Source organism: Hansschlegelia beijingensis, assembly GCF_045505405.1.
GTDB lineage: Bacteria > Pseudomonadota > Alphaproteobacteria > Rhizobiales > Methylopilaceae > Methylopila > Methylopila beijingensis_A.
This window is the reverse complement of sequence record NZ_JBJKEX010000308.1, coordinates 1-3,693: the sequence shown is the minus strand read 5'-3', so window position 1 is coordinate 3,693 and position 3,693 is coordinate 1. Positions and strand designations below refer to the sequence as shown.

The window sequence follows — 3,693 nt, the reverse complement described above, 5'->3', positions numbered from 1 at the left end:
TCTGAGCTGACGAACCGATCGACGGCTTCGGCGCTTTTTGCTTGAACGGCGCCGTATCGGTCGCAACCAGGAACCTCGCATGCGGCAAGAGTCCCTCGACTTTCTCACCATCGCGCTCGGCGGCCCGCGGATCTATTCGGGCGCGGTCGTGGATGATCCCTGGATGAACGCCGGCGGCCGCGAGGCCGCGACTCCGTCCGACATCTCCGCAGCCCTGAAGCTGTTCTGCTCGGCCTGCGTCGTTCACGCGGCGATGATCGCGGCGGTTCTGGGCGCGGCGTCGCTCGTCGTCTGAGAACTAGATGCGGCTGTTCGCGACCGCGAGCAGTCCGTCGACGTCGAGATGCGCTTCGAGGTGGTCAGCGAGGCCATCGAGGGTGGCTTCGATCGTGGCCTCGTAGGCGAAGCCCGAGCGGCGCGCGCCGAGCTCCGCCAGGAACGCCCTACGGAAGCCGTCCTGAGCGAACACGCCGTGCAGGTAGCAGCCGCTGACGCGACCGGACGCGTCCGCGGCTCCCTCGGGCCGGCCGCCGACCTCGAACGGGGCCCTCGCGGCGTCGGGCCCGTCGGTCCGGCCCATGTGGATCTCGTAGGCGTCCACCGCCTCGCCGCTGCCTCGATGCCGGCCGCTGACGCGCGCCAGCCTCTTGTCGCCCCCGAGCGTCGTCTCGACGTCGAGCAGGCCGAGACCGCGGGTTGAACCCGGCGACCCTTCGACGCCTTCCGGGTCCGAGACGCTCCGTCCAAGCATCTGATAGCCGCCGCACAGGCCGAGGACGCGTCCGCCGCGGCGGACATGGGCCTTGATGTCCTCCTCCCAGCCGCAGCCCCGCAGGGCGGCGAGATCGGCGATCGTCGCCTTCGAGCCGGGGATGAGCACGAGATCCGCGTCGGCCGGGACCGGCGCGCCGAGCGGCAGCAGATCAAGCGAGACCTCCGGCTCGAGACGAAGAGGATCGAGGTCGTCGAAATTCGCGATGCGGGGCAGGGCGAGCGCCACGACCCTGACCGGACCTCCTGGCTTGCCGGCGCGCGAGGCGAGATCCGCCGAATCCTCGGCAGGCAGCTTCGCCGCGTCCGCGAACCACGGCGCGATCCCGAACGGCCGCCATCCCGTGCGCTGCTCGATGATCCGCATGCCTTCATCGAACATGCTTATGTCGCCGCGGAAGCGGTTGATCAGAAATCCTTTTACGCGGTCGTGGTCCGACATCGGCAGCAGCGCATGGGCGCCGACAAGCGTCGCGATCACGCCGCCGCGGTCGATGTCGCCGATCAGGACGACCGGCGCATCGGCGGCTTCGGCGAAGCCCATGTTGGCGATGTCCCCCGCGCGCAGGTTCACCTCGGCGGCGCTGCCTGCGCCCTCCACCAGGACCAGGTCCGCCGTCGCCGCGAGACGATCGAAGCTCTCGAGCACGGCGGGCATCAGGGTGGGCTTGAGCGCAGCGTAGGCGCGGCCCTTGTAGCTGCCGATCCTTCGGCCCTGAACGACGACCTGGCTGCCGGTGTCGCTCTCGGGCTTCAACAGCACCGGGTTCATGTCCACGACCGGCTCGCGCCCGGCGGCGCGGGCCTGCAGCGCCTGAGCGCGCCCGATCTCCCCGCCGTCGGCCGTCACGGCCGCGTTGTTCGACATGTTCTGCGGCTTGAACGGCGCGACCGAGAGGCCGCGTCGCGCGAAGGCGCGGCAGAGTCCCGCCACGATCAGGGACTTGCCGACATTCGAGCCGGTGCCCTGAAACATGATCGCCGGCGTCCGGGTCACGAGGCCCGAGCCTCCGGAGCCCGTCGCGCGCCGCGCCTGCGTGCGCTCAAAACTCGATGCCGGCCTGCGCCTTCACGCCGTCGCGGAAGGGATGCTTCACCTGGGTCATCTCGGTCACGAGGTCGGCGGCCTCGATCAGCGGCTCCTTCGCGTTCCGCCCCGTGATCACGACGTGCGTGTCGGCCGGGCGCGCCGCGATCGCCGCCAGCACCTCGTCGAGATCGAGGTAGTCGTAGCGCAGCACGATGTTGAGCTCGTCGAGGATCACGAGCCGGATGTTGGGATCGGCGATGAACCGCTTCGACATTTCCCAGGCTTCCCGGGCGGCCCGGATGTCACGCTCGCGGTCCTGCGTCTCCCAGGTGAAGCCTTCGCCCATGGCGTGAACCTCCACCTGCTCCGGAAACTTGCGCAGCAGGTCGCGCTCGCCCGATTCCCAAGGACCCTTGATGAACTGGACCACGCCCACCTTCATGCCGTGCGCGATCGCGCGCATCGCCATGCCGAAGGCCGCGGTCGACTTTCCTTTGCCCTTTCCGGTGTGGACGATCAGCAGCCCCTTCTCGGCCTGCCGCTCCGCGACGATCTTGTCCTGATGCGCCTTGCGCGCCTTCATCTTTTCGGCGTGGCGGGCGTCGTCCCCGGTCGTCATGCTCGAACCTCCGTTCTGGTCGGCTGAGCGAGCCTTTCGAGCTCGCCATGCGCGCTGTTCCGCTTCGGACGCCAGAAACCGCGCCGCTCGGCGTCGAGGAACGCCCGCGCCATCGCCTCGAGGGCGGCGGGGTTCGCCTCTGCGATGAAGCGGCGGACCTGCTCGTCCGCGAGATAGGCGTCGTAGAGCGCGTCGTACTGATGGCTGGCGACGGCGTCGGTCGTGGCCGCGAACCCCGAGAGGTTCTGGACCGTCGCGAGCATCTCGGCCGCCCCCTTGTGGCCGTGCTCGCGCATCGCGGCGATCCACTTGGGGTTCGTGGCGCGTGCGCGGACGACGACCGCGAGCTCTTCCTGAAGCGACCGGACGAGGGGGGTCTCCGTACGGGAGGTGTCGAGATGATAGACGGCCGGCGCCGCGCCGGAGATCTTCTCGACCGCGGCGGACAGGCCGCCGGCGAATTCGTGGACGTCATCGGAGTCGAGCAGGTCGTACTCGCGAGCGTCCTGGGTCTGGATCACCGCGTCGACCGACGACGCCATTCTCTCCAGCGCCGGGCGCGCCGGAGCGCCTTCCACGCCTTGTCCGTAAGCAAAGCCGCTCGCCGCCAGATAGGCGTCCGCCAGATCCCCGCGGCTTTCCCACGCGCCCTCGTTCAACAGCGGCGCGAGCCCCGTTCCGTAGGCCCCCGGACGCGCTCCGAAGATCGAGTGCCCGACGCCGCCGCTCGCGCGCTCCGAGCGCAGACGCGCCGCGATCGGGTTGTCTTCGTCGGTCTCGCCCAGGGCGCCGACGAGACGGACAGCCTCATCGATCATGTCGATCTGGAACGGGAAGGCGTCGCGGAAGAAACCCGAGATTCGGAACAGCACGTCCACCCGGGGGCGCCCGAGATCGGAGAGCGGCAGGATCTCCAGCCCGACGACGCGGCTGGATCCGGCCTCCCATCGCGGCGCGACCCCGATCAGCGCCAGCGCCTGCGCGACGTCGTCGCCGCCGGTCCGCATGTTCGCCGTGCCCCAGGCCGAGATGGCGAGCCGCCGCGGCCACTCGCCATTGTCCTGGAAATGCCGACGGCAGAGCAGGTTGGCGGCGGCGCGTCCAAGCCGCCAGGCTGCTTCGGTCGGAGCCGAGCGCGGATCGAGGGCGAAGAAGTTGCGACCCGTCATCCTGCTCGCCGTCATGCTGATCTCGGCGGCTCTGGCGATGGTGCGCGGCTTCACGCGCGAGGTGCTGTCGATCGCGTCCTGGGTCGCGGCCGCCGCCGCGACGT

4 protein-coding genes and 1 pseudogene are annotated in these 3,693 nt (G+C 69.8%); 2 read left to right on the top strand and 3 right to left on the bottom strand.

Annotated features, from left to right (window positions below; all coding sequences use genetic code 11):
* Positions 1-79: 79 nt before the first annotated feature.
* A complete protein-coding gene (locus tag ACIKT0_RS14885) occupies positions 80-295 on the top strand; it encodes a hypothetical protein (RefSeq protein ID WP_407106094.1) in 216 nt (71 codons plus the stop codon).
* 3 nt (positions 296-298) lie between these two features.
* On the opposite strand, the gene ACIKT0_RS14880 is transcribed toward ACIKT0_RS14885, so the two are convergent.
* The 3 genes from ACIKT0_RS14880 to ACIKT0_RS14870 form a co-directional block, all read right to left on the bottom strand.
* Complete coding sequence (locus ACIKT0_RS14880; protein ID WP_407106095.1) at positions 299-1,747, bottom strand: cobyric acid synthase; 1,449 nt, start codon at positions 1,745-1,747, stop codon at positions 299-301.
* A gap of 67 nt (positions 1,748-1,814) precedes the next feature.
* Positions 1,815-2,420 (bottom strand): cob(I)yrinic acid a,c-diamide adenosyltransferase, encoded by a 606-nt coding sequence (cobO, locus tag ACIKT0_RS14875; RefSeq protein WP_407106093.1) that lies wholly within the window; start codon positions 2,418-2,420, stop codon positions 1,815-1,817.
* Positions 2,417-3,589, bottom strand: coding sequence for a cobaltochelatase subunit CobN (locus tag ACIKT0_RS14870; RefSeq protein WP_407106092.1), 1,173 nt, complete (start codon positions 3,587-3,589; stop codon positions 2,417-2,419). Before ACIKT0_RS14870 ends, cobO begins: the two co-directional genes overlap by 4 nt.
* 13 nt (positions 3,590-3,602) lie before the next feature.
* Here ACIKT0_RS14870 and ACIKT0_RS14865 point away from each other — a divergent pair.
* Positions 3,603-3,693, top strand: a pseudogene (locus ACIKT0_RS14865) (CvpA family protein); the annotation flags it as partial.